This window comes from Acidimicrobiales bacterium (assembly GCA_040219515.1).
In the GTDB taxonomy this organism is placed as follows: domain Bacteria; phylum Actinomycetota; class Acidimicrobiia; order Acidimicrobiales; family Aldehydirespiratoraceae; genus JAJRXC01.
Genome location: JAVJSI010000015.1, coordinates 64,518 through 84,743 on the forward strand (window position 1 = coordinate 64,518; position 20,226 = coordinate 84,743).

21 protein-coding genes are annotated in these 20,226 nt (G+C 68.5%); 13 read left to right on the forward strand and 8 right to left on the reverse strand.

The window, feature by feature from the left end; translation table 11 throughout:
* Nucleotides 1–89 precede the first annotated feature (89 nt).
* The 6 genes from purH (at nucleotide 90) to RIB98_15890 (ending at nucleotide 8,221) form a co-directional block, all read left to right on the forward strand.
* Nucleotides 90–1,622, forward strand: coding sequence for a bifunctional phosphoribosylaminoimidazolecarboxamide formyltransferase/IMP cyclohydrolase (purH, locus tag RIB98_15865; protein ID MEQ8842460.1), 1,533 nt, complete (start codon nucleotides 90–92; stop codon nucleotides 1,620–1,622).
* A 2-nt stretch (nucleotides 1,623–1,624) separates the two neighbouring features.
* Nucleotides 1,625–2,347, forward strand: coding sequence for a lysophospholipid acyltransferase family protein (locus RIB98_15870; GenBank protein ID MEQ8842461.1), 723 nt, complete (start codon nucleotides 1,625–1,627; stop codon nucleotides 2,345–2,347).
* A gap of 76 nt (nucleotides 2,348–2,423) precedes the next feature.
* Nucleotides 2,424–3,275 (forward strand): methylenetetrahydrofolate reductase, encoded by an 852-nt coding sequence (locus tag RIB98_15875; protein MEQ8842462.1) that lies wholly within the window; start codon nucleotides 2,424–2,426, stop codon nucleotides 3,273–3,275.
* 39 nt (nucleotides 3,276–3,314) lie between these two features.
* On the forward strand, nucleotides 3,315–4,511 hold the full coding sequence (icd, locus tag RIB98_15880) for an NADP-dependent isocitrate dehydrogenase (protein ID MEQ8842463.1): 1,197 nt from the start codon (nucleotides 3,315–3,317) through the stop codon (nucleotides 4,509–4,511).
* Nucleotides 4,512–4,601: 90 nt separating this feature from the next.
* Entirely contained in the window at nucleotides 4,602–6,377 is a 1,776-nt protein-coding gene (locus RIB98_15885) for an ABC transporter ATP-binding protein (GenBank protein MEQ8842464.1), read from the forward strand.
* Entirely contained in the window at nucleotides 6,374–8,221 is a 1,848-nt protein-coding gene (locus RIB98_15890) for an ABC transporter ATP-binding protein (GenBank protein MEQ8842465.1), read from the forward strand. The genes RIB98_15885 and RIB98_15890 overlap by 4 nt, the downstream gene beginning before the upstream one ends.
* Here the strand turns inward: RIB98_15890 and RIB98_15895 are convergent.
* Together RIB98_15895 and RIB98_15900 are read right to left on the reverse strand one after the other, a co-directional pair.
* Nucleotides 8,167–9,408, reverse strand: coding sequence for a glycosyltransferase family 87 protein (locus tag RIB98_15895; protein MEQ8842466.1), 1,242 nt, complete (start codon nucleotides 9,406–9,408; stop codon nucleotides 8,167–8,169). The two genes, RIB98_15890 and RIB98_15895, sit on opposite strands and share 55 nt — an antisense overlap.
* Nucleotides 9,409–9,450: 42 nt before the next feature.
* The gene (locus RIB98_15900; protein ID MEQ8842467.1) at nucleotides 9,451–9,783 is read right to left on the reverse strand and encodes a PAS domain-containing protein; all 333 of its coding nucleotides are present in this window, start codon (nucleotides 9,781–9,783) and stop codon (nucleotides 9,451–9,453) included.
* A 105-nt stretch (nucleotides 9,784–9,888) separates the two neighbouring features.
* On the opposite strand from RIB98_15900, the gene RIB98_15905 reads away from it, so the two are divergent.
* Together RIB98_15905 and RIB98_15910 are read left to right on the forward strand one after the other, a co-directional pair.
* Nucleotides 9,889–10,875 carry a malate dehydrogenase gene (locus RIB98_15905; protein MEQ8842468.1) on the forward strand — a complete coding sequence of 329 codons (987 nt, stop codon included), beginning with the start codon at nucleotides 9,889–9,891 and terminating at the stop codon, nucleotides 10,873–10,875.
* 36 nt (nucleotides 10,876–10,911) lie between these two features.
* The gene (locus RIB98_15910) at nucleotides 10,912–11,256 is read left to right on the forward strand and encodes a helix-turn-helix transcriptional regulator (GenBank protein MEQ8842469.1); all 345 of its coding nucleotides are present in this window, start codon (nucleotides 10,912–10,914) and stop codon (nucleotides 11,254–11,256) included.
* Here RIB98_15910 and RIB98_15915 read toward each other — a convergent pair.
* A complete protein-coding gene (locus RIB98_15915) occupies nucleotides 11,209–11,856 on the reverse strand; it encodes an ATP-dependent Clp protease proteolytic subunit (protein ID MEQ8842470.1) in 648 nt (215 codons plus the stop codon). The genes RIB98_15910 and RIB98_15915 overlap by 48 nt on opposite strands.
* Nucleotides 11,853–12,476 carry an ATP-dependent Clp protease proteolytic subunit gene (locus tag RIB98_15920; GenBank protein ID MEQ8842471.1) on the reverse strand — a complete coding sequence of 208 codons (624 nt, stop codon included), beginning with the start codon at nucleotides 12,474–12,476 and terminating at the stop codon, nucleotides 11,853–11,855. Before RIB98_15920 ends, RIB98_15915 begins: the two co-directional genes overlap by 4 nt.
* A gap of 84 nt (nucleotides 12,477–12,560) precedes the next feature.
* Between RIB98_15920 and RIB98_15925 the strand changes: the two genes are divergently transcribed.
* On the forward strand, nucleotides 12,561–13,409 hold the full coding sequence (locus RIB98_15925) for a DNA-formamidopyrimidine glycosylase family protein (protein MEQ8842472.1): 849 nt from the start codon (nucleotides 12,561–12,563) through the stop codon (nucleotides 13,407–13,409).
* On the opposite strand, the gene RIB98_15930 is transcribed toward RIB98_15925, so the two are convergent.
* Nucleotides 13,402–13,767: an SCP2 sterol-binding domain-containing protein gene (locus RIB98_15930; GenBank protein MEQ8842473.1), complete on the reverse strand. Its 366-nt coding sequence runs from the start codon at nucleotides 13,765–13,767 to the stop codon at nucleotides 13,402–13,404. The genes RIB98_15925 and RIB98_15930 overlap by 8 nt on opposite strands.
* A 45-nt stretch (nucleotides 13,768–13,812) precedes the next feature.
* Here RIB98_15930 and RIB98_15935 point away from each other — a divergent pair, with 45 nt between their 5' ends.
* From RIB98_15935 to RIB98_15945, 3 genes are read left to right on the forward strand one after another with little or no spacing between them, the layout of a single operon-like run.
* The gene (locus RIB98_15935) at nucleotides 13,813–14,589 is read left to right on the forward strand and encodes a methylenetetrahydrofolate reductase (protein MEQ8842474.1); all 777 of its coding nucleotides are present in this window, start codon (nucleotides 13,813–13,815) and stop codon (nucleotides 14,587–14,589) included.
* Between the two features lie 38 nt (nucleotides 14,590–14,627).
* Nucleotides 14,628–15,116, forward strand: coding sequence for an RDD family protein (locus RIB98_15940; protein MEQ8842475.1), 489 nt, complete (start codon nucleotides 14,628–14,630; stop codon nucleotides 15,114–15,116).
* A 1-nt stretch (nucleotide 15,117) separates the two neighbouring features.
* Nucleotides 15,118–16,572, forward strand: coding sequence for a di-heme oxidoredictase family protein (locus tag RIB98_15945; GenBank protein MEQ8842476.1), 1,455 nt, complete (start codon nucleotides 15,118–15,120; stop codon nucleotides 16,570–16,572).
* Between the two features lie 13 nt (nucleotides 16,573–16,585).
* Here the strand turns inward: RIB98_15945 and RIB98_15950 are convergent, their stop codons facing one another.
* Genes RIB98_15950 through RIB98_15960 form a run of 3 tightly spaced genes read right to left on the reverse strand, consistent with a single transcriptional unit; the run spans nucleotide 16,586 to nucleotide 19,397 of the window.
* Complete coding sequence (locus tag RIB98_15950; protein ID MEQ8842477.1) at nucleotides 16,586–18,010, reverse strand: hypothetical protein; 1,425 nt, start codon at nucleotides 18,008–18,010, stop codon at nucleotides 16,586–16,588.
* 47 nt (nucleotides 18,011–18,057) lie between these two features.
* A complete protein-coding gene (locus RIB98_15955; protein ID MEQ8842478.1) occupies nucleotides 18,058–18,561 on the reverse strand; it encodes a hypothetical protein in 504 nt (167 codons plus the stop codon).
* A gap of 20 nt (nucleotides 18,562–18,581) precedes the next feature.
* Nucleotides 18,582–19,397 carry a thioesterase family protein gene (locus RIB98_15960; GenBank protein ID MEQ8842479.1) on the reverse strand — a complete coding sequence of 272 codons (816 nt, stop codon included), beginning with the start codon at nucleotides 19,395–19,397 and terminating at the stop codon, nucleotides 18,582–18,584.
* Between the two features lie 45 nt (nucleotides 19,398–19,442).
* Here RIB98_15960 and RIB98_15965 point away from each other — a divergent pair, with 45 nt between their 5' ends.
* The gene (locus RIB98_15965; protein ID MEQ8842480.1) at nucleotides 19,443–20,204 is read left to right on the forward strand and encodes a hypothetical protein; all 762 of its coding nucleotides are present in this window, start codon (nucleotides 19,443–19,445) and stop codon (nucleotides 20,202–20,204) included.
* Nucleotides 20,205–20,226 lie beyond the last annotated feature (22 nt).

A 20,226-nucleotide genomic window follows, 5' to 3' on the forward strand; every position in this document is an offset into this window, starting at 1 on the left:
TTCCGACCATAGTGCGGCCGCGCGCCGCACGCCGGGAACCGTTCCCCACAATGTCGTCCCGACGAGGGGCTTTGCTATGTTCGGCGGCGATGCCGACATCGTCCGAGACTCCCCGCGCCCTTCTGTCCGTCTACGACAAGGCCGGTATCGCCGATCTCGCGAGCGGGCTCGTCGAACTCGGGTGGGAGCTCATCTCGAGTGGGGGCACCGCCAAGGTGATCGCCGCCGCCGGACTGCCCGTCACCGACGTGGCCGACCACACCGGATCGCCGATCATGCTCGGCCACCGCGTGGTCACGTTGCACCCGCGGATCCACGGCGGCATCCTCGCCGACCGGGACGATCCGGAACACCAGGCCGACCTCGTCGCCAACGACATCGACCCGATCGACCTCGTGGTGGCCAACCTCTATCCCTTCCGAGCCGAGCCGGGCATCGAGATGATCGACATCGGCGGGCCCACCATGGTCCGGGCCGCGGCCAAGAACCATGCCCATGTGGGGATCGCCGTCGATCCCGCCGAGTACGACGGCATCCTCGCCGAACTCCGGGCCGAGGGCCGGCTCACCGCCGCCACCCGTCGGCGCCTCGCCCGCGCTGCGTTCGCCCACACTGCGGCCTACGACGCGGCGATCGTCACCTGGCTCGACGAGACCGACGACGAGCCCGAGACGCTGCCGCCCACCCTGCACCTGGCCCTCGAGCGCACCGACGTGCTCCGCTACGGGGAGAACCCTCATCAGTCGGGTGCCCGGTATCGCACCATCGGCCAGACGAGCATGTGGGACGACGTCGTCCAGCACTCGGGCGTTGCGCTCAGCTACCTCAACCTGTTCGACGCCGATGCGGCCTGGCGACTCGCCCACGATCTCGGCGATCAGCCCGCGGTGGCGATCATCAAGCACGCCAATCCTTGCGGCGCAGCGGTCGGCGACGATCTCGCCCGGGCCTACCAGCAGGCGTTCGAGTGCGACAGCCGCAGTGCGTTCGGCGGCATCGTCGCCACCAACCGGGTGATCGACCTGGCGACCGTCGAGGCGATGGAAGCGGCCGCCCAGGCCGATGTCGTGATCGCCCCCGGCTACGCCGACGGTGTGATCGAACGGCTCATCGCCAAGCGCAAGAACACACGACTGCTCACCGCGACACCGCCGACGCCGGCCAGCGGCCTCGAACTGCGCCAGATCGGGGGCGGCTATCTGGTCCAGGACGCCCACCACTTCTCGTCCACGCCGGACCAGTGGCAGGTGGTCACCCAGCGTCAGCCCACCGCGCAGGAGATGGCCGACGCCGCGTTCGCATGGCGCATCTGCGGTCATGTCACGTCCAATGCCATCGTGCTGGCCAAAGATGGCGTGGCGTGGGGCATCGGCGCGGGCCAGCAGAACCGGGTCGAGTCGGGCGAGATCGCGGCGACGAAGGCCGACGGTCGAGCCAAGGACGGCGCCTGCGCGAGCGACGCGTTCTACCCGTTCCCCGACGGCATCGAAGCGGCCGCCGACGCCGGTGCCGCCATCATCGTGCAACCCGGTGGGTCGGTGAACGACGACAAGACGATTGCCGCGGCCGACGCACGCGGCGTGGCGATGGTGTTCACCGGCGAGCGACACTTCCTCCACTAGCCGTGAACGAACCGAGCGCGACCACGCCCTTCCGGGAACCGAAGAGTGGGGAGGCCAAGAGCCTCGAGTGGGCGGTCCGGGTCGGACACCAGCGATCGTCGCTCGTCTTCTATCGGGTCGTTCGTTTCTTCATCCGCAGCGTGATCTTCCGCTGGCTGCGCACCGAGGTTCGCGGCGCGGAGAACCTTCGGCTCGACGGCCCCGTGATCGTGGCGCCGGTGCACCGTTCCAACCTCGATGCGCCACTGGTGGCCGGCGTGGCCACGCGCCGGCTGCGAGCGCTGGGCAAGGAGTCGCTGTTCGTCAACCCGATCGGGGCCTGGGTGTGCGCCGCCCTCGGCGCCATCCCGCTGCGTCGCGGCGAAGCCGATCGCGACGCGATGCGCTCGGCTCGCACGATCCTCGACGACGGCGAGATGATGATCGTGTTCCCCGAAGGCACCCGGCAGCGCGGTGATCGGGTCGCCGGGGTGTTCGACGGCATGTCCTATCTCGCCTCGAAGACGGGCGCGACCATCGTTCCCGTGGGCATCGCCGGCACCGAGGCCGCGCTGCCGTCGGGGGCGAGGTTCCTGCACCGCAGCCACACCGCAATCGTGGTCGGCGAACCGATTGCGGCACCGGTCGGACGGATGAGCCGCCCGGCGCTCACTGCGTTCAGTGAGGACGTCGGCGCTCGGCTCCAAGCCGCGTTCGACGAGGCCAACGACCTGATTCGCCGCTGAGTCGGCCACCGGCAGCGCCGCGAAAGGGCCGATGTTCCCATTCCGTCGGCGCGGCGATGGCGTAGCGTTGTGCCGCATGACCGCGATTCGTGATCTGCTCGACCGGGGGCGCACCCTGTCGTTCGAATTCTTCCCGCCGAAGACCCGCGAGGCCCAGGCGAAGTTGCGGACCACCGTCGATCAGCTCGAGAAGGTCGAACCCGACTATGTGTCGGTCACCTACGGCGCCGGCGGGAGCACCCGCGAGACCACCCGCGAAACGGTGCTCGACCTGGTCGAACACCGCGCCTTTCCGGCGATGCCCCATCTCACCTGCGTCGGCCACAGCTACGCCGAGGTGCTCGAGCTGATCGAGGACTATCAGGCCCACGGCGTCCACAACATGCTGGCGCTCGCCGGCGACCCACCCGAGGACGGCAGCCCGAACCCGGGCGACTTCCGCTACGCCCTCGAGCTCGTCCATGCGCTGCGAGAGCACAGTGACATGTGCATCGGCGTGGCCGCATTCCCCGAGCTGCATCCCCGCTCGACGTCGCGAGAAGACGATCGAGCCCGGCTGGCCGAGAAGCTGGAGGTGGCCGACTTCGGCATCACCCAGTTCTTCTTCGACCCCGACGACTACTTCTCGATGATGGACGACCTGGCCGCGCTCGGTTGCACCACACCGGTGCTGCCGGGGGTCATTCCCGTCGTGAACCCGACCAGCGTGCGCCGCTTCGCCGGCATGAACGGATCGGCCATCGACGAGCCCCTCTGGGCCAGGCTCGAGGCCACCGACGACGCCGACACGCGACTCGAGATCGCGGTCGATGCAGCGGTGCGTCAGATCGAGCGTCTGATCGAGGGCGGCGCGCCCGGGGTGCACCTCTACACCCTCAACCAGGCCGACGCGACCGTGCGGATCTGCGAGCGAATCGACATCGGCTGACGTTCCTCAGCGGGGGCTTTGCCGAGTAAGGTCGCCCGCATGGCTGACAAGATCACGATGCAGGACGACGGCACACTTGCCGTTCCCGACAACCCCATCATCCCCTTCATCGAGGGCGACGGCACCGGGGTCGACATCTGGCCGGCCGCCAAGCTCGTGCTCGATGCCGCAGCGGGCAAGTACGGCAAGACCATCGAATGGAGAGAGGTTCTCGCCGGCGAGAAGGCCTTCAACGAAACCGGAGACTGGCTGCCCCAGGCCACCATCGACGACTTCAACGAGTACCTCATCGGCATCAAGGGCCCCCTCACGACACCGATCGGTGGCGGTTTCCGCAGCCTCAACGTCGCCATCCGTCAGATCATGGATCTCTACGTCTGTCTGCGTCCCGTGCGCTGGTTCACCGGCGTTCCCTCGCCCGTGAAGCAGCCGCAGCTCGTCGACATGGTGATCTTCCGTGAGAACACCGAGGACATCTACGCCGGACTCGAGGTCGAGTCGGGTACGCCCGAAGCCAAGAAGATGATCGAGATGCTCCACGACGCCTTCGGTTGGGAGATTCGTGAGGATTCCGGTATCGGCGTCAAGCCCATCTCGAAGTTCGGTTCGCAACGGCTCCAGCGCGCGGCCATCGAGTATGCGGTGAAGCGCGGTCGCAAGCGGGTCCACTGGGTCCACAAGGGCAACATCATGAAGTTCACCGAGGGCGCGTTCCAGAAGTGGGGCTACGAACTCGTGCGTGAAGAGTTCTCCGACGTGGCCGTCGGTTGGGACGATTGCGGTGGTGACCCGGGCGACAAGATCCTCGTGCAGGACGCCATCGCCGACATCGCGCTCCAGCAGGTGCTCACCCGCCCGGCCGAGTTCGACGTGATCGCCACCATGAACCTCAACGGCGACTATCTGTCCGACGCGCTGGCTGCCCAGGTCGGCGGCATCGGCATCGCTCCCGGCGCCAACATCAACTACATGACCGGCCACGGCGTGTTCGAGGCCACCCACGGTACCGCGCCGAAGTACGCGGGTCAGGACAAGGTGAACCCGTCGTCGGTGCTGCTGTCGGGCGTCATGATGTTCGAGCATCTCGGCTGGCAGGAAGCGGCCGACGACATCGTGCGGGCGGTCGAGGCCACCATCGGCGACAAGGTCGTCACCTACGACTTCGCCCGCCAGATGGAGGGAGCGACCGAGGTGAAGTGCTCCGAGTTCGCCAGCGCGATCGTCGATCGCCTCTGACGGTGCGAGGGGTCCGGCTCGATCGCCTCTGACCTTCAGGTCGTCACAAAACCGAAAGGTCGGGGCGTCGGGCGCGGATACCGTGCCGGAGTGACCGTGATCGACGCTGCGCCTGCGGGTGCGGCCGAAGTGGAAGACGTATGGCGGCGGGGCGGCCGGCTCATCGGCCGGTCGTTGCGCGCCCATCCGGGCCCGCATGCGGCGGCCATGGGAGGCGCCGGGCTGTTCGTGCTGGCGGCGGTGGGCGGCGCGTGGGTGCTTCGCGGGATCACCGACGATCTCATCGTTCCGGCGTTCGATGACGGGACGGTCGACGGGGGCGACGTGTGGATCGCCATCGGTGCGCTGATCGCCGTGTCGATCGTGCGCGGGTTGGGCGTCGTCGCCCGGCGATTCTTCCTGTCCATGGCCGAGTACCGCACGCAGCGCGACTGGCGCCGCGATCTGCTCAGGCACTATCTCGACGTGCCCCTGCGCTTCCATCGGTCGAAGCCCACCGGCGAGCTGCTGGCCCACGCCGACCTCGACCTGATCCAGGCGACCATGGTCATCAAGCCGCTGGCCTTCTCGCTCAGCGTCGTCCTCCTCGTCGTGGTGGCACTGGTGAGCATCCTGATGATCCACTGGATTCTCGCCCTCATCGCCGCGGTCCTTTTCCCGACGCTGGTCGTTCTCAGCCGCTACTACACCGCCCGGGTCGAGGCACCGGCCGCCCTGGCCCAGCAGCGGGTGGGCGAGGTGTCGGCCGTCGCCCACGAGAGCTTCGACGGTGCGCTCGTCGTCAAGACCCTCGGGCGCCAAGCCGACGAGGTGCAGCGGATGCGCGAGGCCTCCGACCGGCTGCGAACGGCGCGGATCCAGGTCGGTCGTCTGCGGGCCAATTTCGAGCCGGCCATCGACGCGCTGCCCAACGCGGGCATCGTCGCCCTGCTGCTCTGCGGCACGTGGCTGATCTCCCGGGGCGATGCCACGCCGGGCGACATCGTGCTCGCGGCGTCGCTGTTCGGGCTGCTCTCGACCCCCCTGCGGGTCTTCGGGTTCTTCCTCGAGGAACTGCCGCGTTCAGTCGTGTCGTTGGAGCGGGTCGATCGGGTCATGGCCTACCCGACCGAGACCCGTGGTGGCCGTGGCGGCCTCCCCGACGGCCCGCTCGATGTCGTCGTCGACGGTTTGACCGTGCGCTACGGCGATCACGACGTGCTGGCCGACGCCTCGTTCGCCATCCAGGCCGGCGAAACCGTCGCGGTCGTCGGGGCGACGGGATCGGGCAAGACCACCCTGGTCGAGTCGATCGTCGGCTTGCTCGATCGCCAGTCCGGGGCGGTGCGGGTCGGCGGTGTCGACGTCGAACACCTGTCGCCCGAGGAACTGGCCGGCAGCGCCGCCGTGGTCTTCCAGGAGGCGTTCCTCTTCGCCGACACGGTCGAGGAGAACGTGGGCATGGGGCTTGCCTCGGACGAGGCCGTCGCCAGGGCGCTGGCGGTGGCGAGGGCCACCGAGTTCGTGGCCGCCATGCCCAATGGCACCGCGACCATCGTGGGTGAGCGGGGCCAGACACTGTCGGGTGGCCAGCGCCAGCGCGTCGCGTTGGCCCGGGCCCTGGCTCGCTCGCCGCGGTTGCTCCTGCTCGACGACGCGACGAGCGCGGTCGACCCGCTGATCGAGGCCGAGATCCTCGCCAACCTCCGTCGTGAGCTCCAGACCACGCTGGTGATCGTCGCCCACCGGCTGTCCACCATCACGCTGGCGGACCGCATCGTCTATCTCGATGAGGGCCGCGTGCAGGCGGTGGGGACCCACGCCGACCTTCTGGCCCGCGACGACTATCGATCGCTGGTCACCGCCTACGAGGCGGAGGCGCTGTGAGCCGGCAGCCGAGAGCCCCGAAGGCACCCAAGCGGACCGGCTTCGAGGACCCGGCGTCGCTGCTCGACGACGATGTCGCAGCCGACGTCTCGACGTTGCAGGTTCTCAAGCGCGGACTTGCGATCAGCCCCGAGCTGCGCACGGGCATCCGGGTCACTCTCGCGATGGCGCTGCTCGCCGCGCTCGGACGGCTCATCATCCCGATCACGATCCAACAGGTGCTCGACCGGGGTGTGCTCGGCGACGACGGCTATCGCCCCGGCTTCGTGTGGGCGGCGTCGGCGGGCGCGTTCGCCATCGTGGTGATCGTCATTGCGGCGAGCCGGGTCGCCTACCTCCGACTGGTGATCACGGCCGAGGCGGTGTTGCTCGGCTTGCGCACCCGGGCCTTCGACCACATCCATCGATTGTCGTTGGCCGATCACACCGAGGGCCGCCGCGGGGTGCTGGTGGCCCGGGTCACCTCCGATGTCGAGTCGCTGGCCCAGTTCACGCAGTGGGGCGCAATCAGCTGGGTGGTCAACACGTCGATCATCACCGGCGCCGTGCTCGTGATGTTCGTCTACAACTGGCAGCTCACGCTGGTGGTGCTCGCCTGTCACCTGCCGCTGATTCCGTTCCTGCGTTGGGTGCAGAGCCGTCAGTTCTCGGCCTACAGCCTGGTGCGCACGCGAGTGGCCGAGACCCTGGGCGAGACGTCCGAGGCGGTCACCGGTGCCCCGGTCATCCGCGCCTACGGCTATGACGGGCCGGTGCGGGCGCGCCTCGACGGTGCCATCGACAATCAGTACGACGCCCAGCTGAAGTCGACGATCTGGTTCGCCGGCACCCTGCCCGTCGTGGACTTCTTCAGCTCGCTCTCGCTGGCTGCTGCGGTCGGTGTGGGCATTTGGTGGAGCGATGTGGTCGACGTGGGCGTGGGTGAGCTCATCGCGTTCCTCTTCCTCGTCAACCTGCTGCTCCAGCCCATCGCCGAGCTCGGCGAGGTGCTCGACCAGACCCAGACCGCGCTGGCCGGCTGGTGGAAGATCCTGCGGGTACTCGACGTGCCGATCGACATCATCGAGCCCGAGGACGGCGCGACGCTGCCGTCGGGGCCGTTGTCGGTCGAGGCGCTCGGGGTCGCGTTCGCGTATCGCACCGGCGACCAGGTGCTCCACGACGTCGACGTCACCATTCCCGCCGAGACGAATGTGGCCGTCGTCGGCGAGACGGGCAGCGGCAAGACGACGTTCGCCCGGCTGCTGGCCCGGCTGGCCGACCCGGTCGACGGCGAGGTGCGCATCGACGGCGTCGACCTCCGTTCGGTCGCTCCCGAGTCCCGCCACTCCGCGATTCGGATGGTGCCCCAGGACGGGTTCCTGTTCGACACCACGATCGAGGAGAACATCCGCTTCGGTCGTGTCGGCGCGACCCGGGCCGACGCCGTTGCCGCGATCGAGGCCCTCGGGCTCGGGCGTTGGCTCGCCGGCCTACCCCACGGGATCGACACCCACGTCGGCGAGCGCGGCGGGCGGCTCTCCGTCGGCGAACGTCAGCTCGTGGCCCTCGCCCGGGCCCAGGTCGCCGACCCCGGGCTGCTGTTGCTCGACGAGGCCACCTCGGCCGTCGACCCCGAGACCGAAGAGGCGCTGGCCTCGGCGCTGGCCACGCTGGCCGAGGGGCGAACCACGATCTCGGTGGCGCACCGCCTTTCCACCGCCGAGCGAGCCGACCTCGTGCTGGTGTTCGACGCCGGCCGCATCGTGCAGATGGGCCACCACGACGAACTGGTCGCCGTCGACGGGATCTATCGAGGACTCCACGAGTCCTGGATCGGCAACACCCGCGACACCGCGTCCTGACGACGGCTCAGCAGCACCCATGCCGTGGCGGCGAAGCCGACGGCGACGAGCGGGCCGAGAGGCGAGGCGCCCACGGCCCCCTTCGTCAGATGGAGAAGTCCGGCTGCCCAGAGCGCGACGACCACGCGACGGTCGATGCGGCCGGTGTCGAACAGCACCAGCACGGTGAACAGTGCGAGGGAGCTGTCGTAGTAGATGGTGTGGGGCCCGATCAGGAGCAGGCCGACGGCGGTCAGCGCGATCCGTTCGTTCAGCGCCAGCGGGCTGCGCGCCCAGGTCGACATCAGTGTGGCGACGACCGTCATCGACACGAGACCACCGGCGACGAGCGCAACCGTCGATTCGGTGCCGAGCAGTGAGTGCAGGAACCCGATCGGCGCGATCTCGTTGAGGGCGTTGATCTCGGCGTCCGCCTCGAGCAGCGGTTGCACACCGCGCATCCAGGCGGTGAACCAGGCGGGTCCGTAGACGAGTGCGTTCGCGACCCACACGCCGACGGCGCCGAGGCCGGCGGCACCCACGGCCCGCCAGTGTCGCCCGAGGAACATCAGACCGATGAGCGGCAGCGCGTACTGCGGGCGGAAGAGCAGGGCCGCTGCCGCGAGACCGGCGAGGGACTCGCGGTCGTCGGCCAGACTCCGCCAGATCGCGGCCACGAGGAACAGGGTGAGGGCGGTGTTCTGCCCGCCGCCGACGCCGACGAAGACGGGGTAGGTCGTGAGCGTCACCCCCAGGGTGAGCCAGAACCATCGATCGACCACCGCGACGAGGGGCCGGAGGAGGTGCAGCGCGGCCACCAGGAAACCGACCATGAGCAGGGTGTGCACGACATACGCCGTGCGGTACGGGAGCTGGGCGAACCCCGAATAGGCGGCCGCCACGTGCGGTGCGTAGGGGAACATGATGAACCCTTCCTCCCCGCCGAGCAGGCCCTCCTGCGCGGCCGCCTGCGTGGCCGGGTCCCACAGCTGCTCGATGTCGCCGTCGGCGACGACGGTCCCGGCGGAGTAGAACGCAGGGAAGTCGCCGCCCACGCGACCCGAGGTGGTGTCGGATCCGTCGCCGCTCAGGATCACGAAGACGAACGCCGCGGCGAGGGCCAGGAGCAGCACCTTCGGGTACAGGGTGAGCCGTCGGTGGAGATCGGCCGACATCCGGGTCGGCGCGGGAGCAGTCGTGGTCGCCACACCTTCCAATCGGCCGATGAGCGACCCGGCTTAGGTGTGAGGTCAGGCAGCGTCGCGCAGCGACACGACGACGAATCCCGGCCGGGCACCCCCGGGAATCGTTCGCGAGCGGATCTCGAGTCGACGCCACCCACTGCGGCCGTCGCGGACTCGGAACTCGGTGACGTTCGTGCCGAGCTCGTCGATGCGCTCGGGGCGGTCGTCGTGATGGATCAGGTCACCGAACGACGCGCCGGACCAGTCGAGGGGAACGATGCCCATGAGATCGAGCGTCGCCTGGTTCAGCCACGAGATCGTGCCGTCGGACTCGAGCATCACGAGGGCGTCGGGTAGGGAATGGGCGACGCGCCCGAGGTCGGTGGCGAAGTGCGACATGCCCTGCCCGTCGGCCGACCGACGGGTCCGCTGAATGGTCCGTTCGGCCTCGATCTCGGCTACCGTTCTCGACGGTTTGCGTACCCACTCCCTCGGAGAGAAATCATGAATGAGCCCGTTCGCGTTGCTGTCACCGGTGCCGCCGGTCAGATCGGCTACAGCCTGCTGTTCCGCATCGCCAGCGGCTCGATGCTGGGCCCGGATCAGCCGGTCATTCTGCAGCTGCTCGAGATCCCTCCGGCGATGGGTGCGCTCGAGGGCGTGGCGATGGAGCTCGACGACGGCGCGTTCCCGCTGCTCGCCGGCATCACCCAGAGCGACGATCCGAACACGGCCTTCGCGGGCGCCAACATCGCAATGCTCGTCGGCTCGCGTCCCCGCTCGAAGGGCATGGAGCGCAAGGACCTGCTCGAGGCCAACGGTGCCATCTTCACCGTCCAGGGCAAGGCCCTCAACGACAATGCCGCAGACGACATCAAGGTGCTCGTCGTGGGCAACCCGGCCAACACCAACTCGCTGATCGCCATGAACAATGCGCCGGACATCCCCGACGCCCGCTTCACCGCCATGACCCGCCTGGATCACAACCGGGCCAAGGCCCAGCTCGCGGCCAAGCTCGACGTGTCGGTCAACGACATCACCAACATGACCATCTGGGGCAACCACTCGGCCACGCAGTACCCCGATCTCTTCCACTGCAACGTCAACGGTGCCAATGCGGCGGCGGCCGTCGGCGACCAGGACTGGCTCGAGAACACCTTCATCCCCACCGTCCAGCAGCGCGGCGCAGCGATCATCGAGGCCCGTGGGCTCTCCTCCGCAGCCTCGGCCGCCTCGGCCGCCGTCGACCACGTCCACGACTGGGTGCTCGGCTCCGCTGCGAACGACTGGGTCTCCATGGCGATCCCGTCCGACGGCAGCTACGGCGTGCCCGAAGGACTCATGTCCTCCTTCCCCGTCACCTGTGCGGACGGCGAGTACTCGATCGTCCAGGGCCTGGAGATCGACGAGTTCTCGCAGGGCCGCATCGACGCCACGGTGGCCGAGCTCGCCGAGGAGCGCGACACCGTTCGCGAACTCGGCCTCATCTGATCCAGCCCTCGGCTCATCTCTCCTACACTCGAGCGCATGGCCGAGGAACCCATCCCGGAGTACGACGCCACGATCCTGGCGTTCCCGGGTTCGCGTTCGTCCACACCGTCGCCCGACCCCCTCCTGCGAGATGTCGTGGGTGAGGTTCTGCGCGATGAGCGCCATCGGCAGGGCCGCACCCTGGCTGACGTCGCCGAAGACGCGGCGGTGTCCGTGCAGTACCTGTCCGAGATCGAGCGCGGCCGCAAGGAGGTCTCGTCCGACGTGCTGCACGCGATCCACGGCGCGCTCGGAATCGACCTCGGCGAGTTCCTCGAACGGTCGACGCAGCGGCTACGGCCGCGGGCCGAGCGCAGCGGCCCCGTCATGCTGGCCGCCTGAGCGGTCCAGCACCTGGTCCACGACCCCGTAGGCCACGGCCTCGGGTCCGGTGAGCACCAGGGCACGATCGGTGTCGGCGCGGATCCGGTCCACGGAACGGCCGGTGTGCTTCGCCAGTAGTTCTTCGCCGTCGGCGCGGATACGGGCGAGTTCGGCCGCCTCCAGGGCGAGGTCGGTGATGGATCCCCGGCTTCCCTCGCTGTGGGGTTGATGCAGCACCACCCGCGCATGCGGGAGGACCGCTCGCTTCCCCGCTGTTCCGGCGGCGAGCAGGATGGCCGAGGTCGACGCGGCATGACCGACGCACAGGGTGGCCACCTCGGGGGCGATGAACTGCATGGTGTCGTAGATCGCCATCATGGCGCTGAAAGAACCACCCGGAGAGTTGAGGTAGAGGTTCACATCGGCGGTGGGCGACTCGGCGGCCAGGTGCAGCAGTTGGGCGACGATCACGTTGGCCACGCCGTCGTCGATCGGGGTGCCCACGAACACGATGCGCTCCGAGAGCAGGCGACTGAAGATGTCGGAGACCCGCTCGCCACGGGCGGTCGATTCGACCACCGTGGGGATCGTGTAGCTGCTCATTCGGTAGGCGTTCATCGGGCCGCTCCCGTCAGCCCGATGCGGCGGGTCGGTCGGGCCGGAACGATCTCGTCGAGGCGGCTGACCACATGGTCGACGAATCCGTAGTCGCGGGCCTCCTCGGCATCGAACCAGCGGTCGCGGCCGACGTCCTCGATCACCTTCTCGAGCGGATGTCCGGTGTGGCGGGCGATGATGCCCCGCATGCGGTCGAGGGTGGCGGCGAGGTTCGCGGCCTGGATCTCGACATCCGCGGCGACACCACCGAGCCCGGCCGAGCCCTCGTGCATCACGACCTGCGCGTTGGGCAGGGCGTAGCGCTTCCTGGGCGTGCCGGCGCAGAGCAGGATCTGACCCATGCTCGCGGCGAAGCCGACGGCCACGGTGGCGACGTCGTTGGGGATCAGCTGCATGGTGTCGTACACGGCCAGCCCCGCGAGCACGGAACCCCCCGGCGAGTTGATGTGGAGACAGATGTCGCTCTGGGGATCGTCGGCCGACAGCACGAGCAGCTGCGCGACGAGGCGGTTGGCGCTCTCGTCCTCGACGGGCCCGCCGAGGACGACGATGCGCTGCTCCATGAGCCGGTCGGACAACGTTCCCGATGGTGACAACGACGAGAGTGTGGAGGCGGTCATGTCGTCGAGTGTGGTGGTCGGCACCGCCGGTGGGGCCGGTTTCTGCCACAGGCAGAATCCGGCGACGAGCCCTACGCTGGCCGGATGCCGGAGCTGCCGGAGATCAGAGCCCACGCCGAACGCCTGGCCGAGAACTGGACCGGTGCCGAACTCACGGCCTTCCGACCCCTCCACCTCACCGCGCTGAAGACGTATGCGCCACAGCCCGAGGAGGCCTACGGGCGGTCGCTCACCGGCACCGGCAACCGGGGGAAATACCTCCAGCTCCACTTCGCAGAAGGCGAGCGGCCGCTCACGTTCGTCGTCCATCTGATGCAGGGCGGACGGCTCCGGCCCGACCCGAAGAAGGCGAAGAAGCCTCGGGGTGGCATGGCCCGCTGGGAGTTCGCCGATGGGGGTGCGCTCCTGCTCACCGAGGCCGGCACCGAGCACAAGGCCGGCGTGTGGCTCGTCGTCGGTGACCCGAACGGGCAGGAGCCGGTCGATCATCTCGGTCCCGACGCCGACACGATCTCGCGGGCCGATCTCGAAGCGGCACTGAACTCCGAGAACACGCGTGTCCACGGGTTCCTGCGCGACCAACGGCGCATCGCCGGCATCGGTCGCCTTCTGTCGAACGAGATCCTGTTCCACGCCAAGCTCTCGCCGTTCGCGATGACCAAGAAGCTGTCGACGGTCGACATCGACACGCTGGCCGCGAGCATCGCGGCGGTGATCGAGCGGCATCTCGACTTCGAACGGGGGCTGGACGACATCGGGAAGTCGGCCGACCGCCCGAGCGCCGTGCACCATCGGATCGGTTTCCCGTGTGTGGACTGCGACGACGAGGTGCGGTCCGTGGAGTATCGGCGCTACACCGTGGCGTACTGCCCGACCTGTCAGACCGGTGGTAAGGAACTGGCCGACAACACGACGAGCAAGTTCCTCAAGTAGCCGCGGCCATCAGCTCCGCCACCTCGGAGAGTGCCGCCCGCTGTTCGATCAGCGTGGTGATGTCCCCGCCGATGCGGAGATCGCCGTCGAGGAACGCCCGCTGGGCCGAGAGTTTCCCTGCGTGGATGGCGAGGGCGATCTCGAGCGAACTGGTGAGGACGATGTCGGGCTCCTCGGTCTCGCCCGGCGCAACGCGCACGGTGCCGTCGGCGAACACGAAGTGCCACGCCACTCCTTCGTCGAGTCGCTGCTCGACGGTGATCGACAGTTCGGGGTCGACGGTGACGTGCTCGGCGGCTCGACCCATCGCCTCGATCCATCCGGCGGAGGCGAACCCAGCGTTCGGAACTTCTGCCATCTGCGCAGGCTACGGCGACAAGGACACTGCGGATACTCTCGGGCCATGGCTGACGAGTCGAAGTCCACTCCGTTCGAGGTGATCTGCGAGGTGGAACCGGCCACCCGCCCCGATCTGATGGGCGTCCGGCACCAGATCGCGACCATGAGCGGCGTGGCGACGGCCTTCCTGGTGCCCGACAACCACATCGGGCGGGCCACCGTGTCGAGCATCGCGGTGGCCGACGAAATCGCGAAGATGGGTGGTCGAGCCATCGCGTGCCTGAACGCCCGTGACCGGAACGTGCTCGGCTTCCGGCGTGACCTGCTCACCGCTGCGGCGTATGGCGTCGACGAGTTCCTGTTCGTCTACGGCGACCGACCGGAGTCGGGAAGCCGGTCCGACGATCTCACGGTGAGGGCCATGATGGCCGAGGCTCGTCGTTTCGCCGACGAGGTGGGCCAGTCGTTTCGCATCGGACTGTCGAGTGCCCTCCGGCCGATCCCGGCGTGGAAGCGCGATGCCGACTTCCTCTGCGCTCAGGTGTCGTTCGATCTCGATCGCCTGCTCGACTGGCGTGCGTCGGTCGAGGTCGACTGCCCGGTCCACGCAGGCGTGATGGTGGTGGCCTCCGCGGCAATGGGTCGCAAACTGTCAGCCGACATCCCGCAGTTGGCCGTACCGACCGAGATCATCGAACGACTCGAGGACGACCCGGACTCCGGCGTCGACCTCGCCCTCGAGCAGGTCGATGCGATCCGGGCCTCCGGGGCGTTCGACGGCGTGCACCTGATTCCTGTGTCGCGCTATCGCGAGATCACCGACCGGCTCGAACGTCGCTGACGAGACAGGCTGGACCCGGCGCTCGTAGCCTCGGGTTCTTGCAGACGAGTGAGACACCCGCAGGGCTCGGATGGCGTGTGTCGGCCCGCGTCGTCGACCTGGTCGTGGTCGCCTGGCTCGTCGTGTTCCTGCTCGTCGAGATCGATCAGCGCCTGCTGGGGGGCGATCCGCTCGGGCGTCGCCAAGCCCGCCTGGTGTTCGACTCGCCGCGGCCGATCATCCTTCTCTTGCTGCTCGTCGTCGTCTACGAGGTCGTCCCGGCCGTGGCGTGGGGTGCCACCCCCGGCAAGGCGCTGCTCGGACTGCGGGTTCGGCTCACCGACCGGTCGGCGCCCGCGTGGATGATGGCGGTGGGTCGGGCGGTGATCCTCTACGTCCCGGTGATCTTCCTCGGCGCGCCAGGGGTCGTCGTTGCCGCGATCCTGCTCGTGAGTGTGGTCGTGGCTGCCGACGGGAGAGGCCTGCACGATCGTCTGCTCGGTACCCTCGTCGTGGCCCTGCCCCGTGAGTCCGACGAGAGGAGCTGAGATGCGCCACCTGAAGTTGCTCGGCGCGGTTCTCGTTTTTGCGGCCGTGCTCCTCGCCTGCGGCGACACCGACGCCTCCGACGAGGCGACCGACCTCGTTGCGGTCGAAGGGGCGAACGGCCTGCGAACGATGCGCACCGGTGGGTTCGGCACCGCGATCGACGACACCTCGCGCGCCTTCAGCCTCACCGCCCGCAACATCAACCACTACGAACGGCAGGCGTTCGCCGCCGGCAAGCAGGTCTTCGAGGCGGTTTGGACGTCCGACGGATCAGGCGGATTCACCGGGCTCGGGCCCGACTTCGACGCCGCCACCTGCTCGTCGTGTCACCTCGAGGACGGCCGTGCGGCAGGTCCGTCGGGCGATGGCGGTCTGCCCATCGGGCTCACGACCCGGCTGATCACCGATGATCCGGTGCTGATCGACCGGTTCGGCGCGATCCTGTCGGCCCAGTCGCTGGCGGGTGCCGGCGAGGCGACCGTACGGGTGACCTACGAGGATCTGGACGGGACCTTCGACGACGGCACGGCCTACACGCTGCGACGACCCGTCTACTCGGTCGACCTCACCGACGGTTCCGTTCTGCCCGACGACACGGTGATCGGCATCCGGGTGGCCCCGCAGCTGCCCGGAATGGGCCTGCTCGAGCTGATTCCCGATGCCGAGATCATCGCGCGGGCCGATCCCGAGGATGTCGACGGTGACGGTATTTCGGGCCGGGTCGCCCGAGCCGACGACCTCCTCGGCGGCGAAACGGTGATCGGTCGGTTCGGGTGGAATGCCGACCAACCCACCGTCGAGCAGCAATCGGCCACGGCGTTGTTCAACGACATGGGTCTCACCTCGCGCTACTTCCCGGTGGCGGACTGCGACCGCTGGGCGCCCTGTGTCCGGTCCGGCGTCCCCTTGTCCACCGAGTACAACGTCGAGGACTACGGCGACCCGAACTTCGGCGTGCAGGAACCCGCCGGGGGCGAGGTCACCGACGAACAGTTGCTCGACCTGTCGATCTACACCCAGACCCTGGCGGTCCCCGCGGCCCGCGACCTCGACGATCCGGAGGTCGAGCGGGGCTACGAACTGTTCGGCGGGATCGGCTGCTCGTCGTGTCATTCGGGGCCGTACACCACCCGGACCGGCCCGATCCAGGGCCTGAGCAATCAGACCATCCAACCCTACTCCGACCTGCTGCTCCACGATCTGGGCCCGGGCCTGGGCGACCAGCAGATCGACGGAACCACGGTGGCCACCGAGTGGAGGACACCGCCGCTGTGGGGCATCGGGCTAATCGAGACGGTCAGCGGCCACACCACCCTGCTCCACGACGGTCGGGCCCGCGGCTACGAGGAAGCGATCCTGTGGCACGACGGCGAGGCCGCCGCGAGTGCGGCGGCCTACCGTGCGTTGGCCGCCGCCGACCGTGCGGCCGTCGTGCGGTTCCTCGAGTCGCTCTAGCTTCTCCGGTGGATCAGCTGCTCGGGTCGGGCGGGGTCAGGGCGTCGAGATCGATCTGCATCGGCACGTCGATGGCGGGCATCGGCGGCGCGGTGGCCGGGTCGCCGGGCATGTTCTCGAAGTTCAGCTCGGGGGCGGGCACGTCCTTGTAGTCCACCGGCTCGAACGGGTCGAGGTTGAACAGGGCCAGCAGTTCCTCGACCGTCGTGAGAACGGCCGTGTCCTCGCCGTCGCACGGGAGCACGGTCTGTGCATCGACGGGGTTGGTGCCGCCGGTGATCGTGTTGCCGCTGAAGCAGTTTCCCTGTCCGCCGTTGGCGATGTCCTGGAGGGCCACGAGGATCTCGGCGTCGAGCGTCGACCCGCTGATGATGTTGTCGCGCACGATGTTGTCCATCGCCGGGTAGTCCTCACCGTTGCCGTTGCCGAACACGCCGTCGATCCAGTCGATGGCGACCACGCCGGCGCGGGTGTTGCCGACGATGGTGTTGCGCTCGACGATGTTGTTGGTGACGCCGGCGAGCACCACGCCGGATCCGAGGCCGAGTTGGAAGCCGGTGTTGCGAGACGGCACCTCGGGGTTGTTGTTGTTCTCGATGAGGTTGCCGACGATGTGGGTGCCGGCGTTGGGGGCGAGTTCCTCGCCGTCCTGGCTGTTGGGGACCACGCCGATGAGGTTGTCGTGGAACCACGAGTCGGCGATCGTCGTCCCGGTCGAGTTGGTGCCGGAGTAACCGAGCTGGCTGTTCTCGCCCTCGACCTTGTAGAGCAGGGCGTTGCACGGGTTGCACTGTCCGATGTAGAAGCCCGAGTCGTCGCTGGCGCCGGCGTAGGCGTTGTCGATCTGGCCGTTCTCGGCGTTGAACGCGTACATGCCGTAGACGCCGATGTTGTGGGCCGTCACGTAGGAGGCCCGGTAGCCGTCGACCACGATGTCGCTGCCGTAGTCGCCGGTCCAGAAGATCCCGTTGCCGCTGTAGTTGCGCACGGTCAGGTTCTCGACGGCGACGCCGTTCGAGAAGACGATGATGCCGTTCTCCTCGGCGTGCTCGCCGTCGAGGATCACGGTGTTGCGGTCCATGCCCCGGATGACGATGTTGTCGGTCTGCACGACCACGGCTTCGTTGTAGACGCCCTCGTCGACGAGCACGAGGTCGCCGGGTTCGGCGGCGTCGACGGCGTCCTGGATCAGCGGGTAGTCGGCCGGCACGTTGCGCACGGTGTAGCCGAGTTCGTCGGTCTCCTCGGGCTCGTCGGTTTCCTCCGGAGCGTCCGTCTCGTCCGGGGTATCGGTTTCGTCGCTCTCGTCGGCGGTTGCCTCGGTGGTCGTGGAGTCGTCGGTGGCCGTGTCGCCACCACCGTCGTCGTCACCGCAGGCGGCGGCAACGAGTCCGAGAAGGGCGAGGACGGCGAGTAGTCGAAGCAGGGTAGGACGCATGGCGGAACCCTAGGTCGCCATGCCGATCCGCGCAGATTTCGGCGCGCTCAGGCGCCGCCGACGACCACGTAGCCGGTTTGTCCCCGGGTGGCGGTTCCGTGGATCGAGCAGTAGAAGGCGTAGTCGCCGACCGCATCGAGCACGAGCGCCTGGGGCGCTTCCGCCAGCGATTCCTTCGTGATCTCGGGAAACGCACCGTCAGCGGCGGGCGTGACGTCGTGGGTGTTGGCGCCACGGTCGACGAAGACGATCTGCGTGCCGGGATCGACGCGGAAGTACCGCTCGTCGAACACGTTGTCGCGGATCTCGATCTCGACCGAGGCCTGGCCCCGGAGGTCGACGATCTCCGCGGGACGGGTCACGTCGGGATTGATCGGCGGAAAGGCGACCGGCTCGGTCGACTCCTCGGGCTCGTCCGTGGGCCCCGTGGTGGTCACGTCGTCCTGGGTGGTGACCTCGATCGTGATCGGATCGTCCTCGGCACAGCTCACGAGCACGAGCGCAGAGAGGGCGACGAGCACGGCAGCGACAGTTCGGCGGGCGGTGATCATCGGCGAAGCCTAGGAGCGGCTCAGCGGGTGATGGCCAGCTGGCGGGACTGGGCGAGCAGTCGACCGTCGGCTGACCAGATGTGACAGTCCTCGTCGGCGAAGCCATCGGCCACGTGGTGGGTGTTGCACTCGGCGTAGACGCGCTCGTCGGCCGGCGGGTCGACCAACGGCAACGACGTGCGGATGTGGACGGTCAGATCGACGCTGGGCATCGCGGCCGGTGTGGTCATGCGGGGGAAGGAGGCCGGCGGGATCGCATCGCAGATCGCCACCAGCTCGATCGCGTCGAGGGTGCGCGGGCGACGAGCGCGGATCCACTGGCCTACCCGCGACGAGCCCTCACCGCTGAAGAAGGGTGCATCGACGATGGGTTGCCCCGACCAGTTCCCGTGCACGGGCGGAGGCGGACCGTCGAGGTCGAGGCGGCTCTCGTCATGGGCGTGGACGGACATGGGAAGTGACCAGGTCTCGTTCGACTCCCACGGAACCGAGAACGCGGCGATCGACGAGCAGACGAGCCGGTCGCCCTGGCGCATCGTCGCTTGCACGGTGGACAGCGAACGGCCGGCTCGGATGATGTCGACCGCGATTTCCACTTCGTCGAAGTCGGGCCGGGACAGGAAGTGCACGGTCAGGGTGCGAAGGCTGCGGGCCGGCTCGTCGATCGAGTTCGTCATTGCCCGGGCCAGCAGTGCAGCCAGATAGCCACCGTTCGGGCCGGCCACGACGTTCCAGCGCTCGAGCAGGGCCGTGCCGTAGCGATGGACGCCCATCTGGGTGACCGAGGTGTCGGCATCGAAGTCGGGAGCGGGTTCTCGTGCTGGGCCGTCACACACCGGCCAATCCTGCCCGGCGGTCGTGGATCTGCCACCCTGACGACCATGACTGTCGCCGAGTCAGACGATCGAGACCGGCCGGCCGACGCCGACATCGACGTCATCGACGTCGAGTTCGTCGCGACGGACCTCTCGTTGGCCGGATTGCTGCGGATCGACATCCGCCGACCCGCTCGCGCCACGCGCTTTCTCGCCTCGATCCTTCGGCCGGGGCTCGAGCCGGTGACGGTCCTCGACTACGACCTTCCCCTGGCGACCGGTGCGTTCGAGTTCCGCTCTTCGGGTGTCTGGGTCGAGCTGTGCTGCGAAGCGCCCCTCGACCACTGGACCGTCGGCTTGGAGGCGTTCGGCCTGGCGCTGCCCGAGAAGGAGGTGGTGACCCCGTCCTCCTTCGGCGACCGCGTGCCGATCGGCCTCGATCTCGATCTCGACACGATCGCGGCCCCCGAGGGCGACGCCCGGGCCTTCTCCATCGAGGTGGACGTCCACGGTGAGGTCCTCGTCGCCGACCAGTCGTATGAACTGGCAGCCACCGGCACCCGCCGCCGCAACCGCAACGGCAACCGCCGCACCCACCCCCAGTTGCAGCGCTGGGGTCAGACCCCCGTCCCAACTGGGCAGGAGATGCAGCGGGGGTCTGACCCCGGTGTCCCAACTTTGGGGGAGTTGACGGTGGCGTGGCCGGTGGAGGACGGGCAACCGAGCCCGGGGTTGGCGAATATCGAGCGGCGGGGGTGGGTCGGCGGGTCGCGGCCGGGGTGGTTCGAGCACGATACACCCTCCGGGCCGACACAGGCGGCGGAGTAGCGCGTTCCGATCTCGGCCACGA

What these genes read in the sequence shown, in the direction of transcription:
- RIB98_15930 (MEQ8842473.1), bottom strand. Translation starts at nt 13,767, where the DNA reads ATGGCAGAAGTTCCGAACGCTGGGTTCGCCTCCGCCGGATGGATCGAG.
- RIB98_15965 (MEQ8842480.1), top strand. Translation starts at nt 19,443, where the DNA reads ATGACTGTCGCCGAGTCAGACGATCGAGACCGGCCGGCCGACGCCGAC.
- RIB98_15935 (MEQ8842474.1), top strand. Translation starts at nt 13,813, where the DNA reads ATGGCTGACGAGTCGAAGTCCACTCCGTTCGAGGTGATCTGCGAGGTG.
- RIB98_15875 (MEQ8842462.1), top strand. Translation starts at nt 2,424, where the DNA reads ATGACCGCGATTCGTGATCTGCTCGACCGGGGGCGCACCCTGTCGTTC.
- RIB98_15900 (MEQ8842467.1), bottom strand. Translation starts at nt 9,783, where the DNA reads ATGTCGCACTTCGCCACCGACCTCGGGCGCGTCGCCCATTCCCTACCC.
- RIB98_15950 (MEQ8842477.1), bottom strand. Translation starts at nt 18,010, where the DNA reads ATGCGTCCTACCCTGCTTCGACTACTCGCCGTCCTCGCCCTTCTCGGA.
- RIB98_15955 (MEQ8842478.1), bottom strand. Translation starts at nt 18,561, where the DNA reads ATGATCACCGCCCGCCGAACTGTCGCTGCCGTGCTCGTCGCCCTCTCT.
- RIB98_15920 (MEQ8842471.1), bottom strand. Translation starts at nt 12,476, where the DNA reads ATGACCGCCTCCACACTCTCGTCGTTGTCACCATCGGGAACGTTGTCC.
- RIB98_15910 (MEQ8842469.1), top strand. Translation starts at nt 10,912, where the DNA reads ATGGCCGAGGAACCCATCCCGGAGTACGACGCCACGATCCTGGCGTTC.
- purH (MEQ8842460.1), top strand. Translation starts at nt 90, where the DNA reads ATGCCGACATCGTCCGAGACTCCCCGCGCCCTTCTGTCCGTCTACGAC.
- RIB98_15925 (MEQ8842472.1), top strand. Translation starts at nt 12,561, where the DNA reads ATGCCGGAGCTGCCGGAGATCAGAGCCCACGCCGAACGCCTGGCCGAG.
- RIB98_15915 (MEQ8842470.1), bottom strand. Translation starts at nt 11,856, where the DNA reads ATGAACGCCTACCGAATGAGCAGCTACACGATCCCCACGGTGGTCGAA.
- icd (MEQ8842463.1), top strand. Translation starts at nt 3,315, where the DNA reads ATGGCTGACAAGATCACGATGCAGGACGACGGCACACTTGCCGTTCCC.
- RIB98_15905 (MEQ8842468.1), top strand. Translation starts at nt 9,889, where the DNA reads ATGAATGAGCCCGTTCGCGTTGCTGTCACCGGTGCCGCCGGTCAGATC.
- RIB98_15945 (MEQ8842476.1), top strand. Translation starts at nt 15,118, where the DNA reads ATGCGCCACCTGAAGTTGCTCGGCGCGGTTCTCGTTTTTGCGGCCGTG.